The organism is Halorhabdus amylolytica (assembly GCF_004944975.1).
Taxonomy (GTDB): domain Archaea; phylum Halobacteriota; class Halobacteria; order Halobacteriales; family Haloarculaceae; genus Halorhabdus; species Halorhabdus amylolytica.
Window position 1 is genome coordinate 1 of sequence record NZ_SPQG01000016.1, and the last position, 883, is coordinate 883.

Consider the following 883-nt stretch of genomic DNA (forward strand, 5'->3'; position numbering starts at 1 on the left):
CCTCGACAACGAAGACGACGGACGTGTTCTCAAAGGCGTTGTCCGAAAGGACGCATACACTGTCGAATGGGGCGACCGCTCCCGACTTGAGATTGTCGTCGGAGAACAACTCCGAGACAAGCATAACAGCCCGAAAAGTCGTCTCCGGCTGGAAATCGTTGGCGACCCGAACTGGCCTGATTACGAGGACCAGAGCCGGTTGGAACTGTGGTACGACGAGACTGACAACACCTTCAGAGCTTCGCACCCCGTGACTGTTTCTGATGATGCACAGGACACTCCACTGGCCGACGAGAAGGCCGCTCTGGACATTGGTGCAAACAACCTCGTCGCCTGTACCACGACGACCGGCGAGCAATACCTGTACGAAGGCCGCGAGTTGTTCCAGCGATTCCGCGAGACGACACGAGAGATCGCCCGATTACAGTCAAAACTCGAAGAAGGCCGGTACAGTAGCAAGCGTATTGGGCGACTGTACCGCAAGCGAACCCGTCGCCGCGACCACGCCCAAGAAGCACTGTGTCGTGACTTGCTTGAACGGCTGTACGCTGAAGGTGTCGATAGCGTGTATATTGGCGGCTTGACCGACGTGTTGGAGACGCATTGGTCGGTCAAAACGAACGCCAAGACCCACAACTTCTGGGCGTTCAAGCAATTCACCGAACGGCTGGTCTGTACCGCCGAAGAATATGGTATCTCGGTCGAAGTTCGGTCGGAAGCATGGACCAGTCAAGAGTGCCCGCAGTGTGGTTCGACAGACCGAACGACACGGCACCAAGACACGCTCACCTGTCCGTGTGGATTCGAGGGGCACGCCGACCTTACAGCATCAGAAACGTTCCTGAGACGTCATCAGAACTCGGAGAGTTCTGATTGGCGAACG

Annotated in this window: 1 protein-coding gene; it reads left to right on the plus strand. The window is 56.7% G+C overall.

Annotation, left to right across the window (positions count from 1 at the left end; all coding sequences use genetic code 11):
- Positions 1–883: RNA-guided endonuclease TnpB family protein (locus tag E3374_RS15090; protein WP_169051874.1), on the plus strand; the 883-nt coding region annotated here is incomplete at both ends.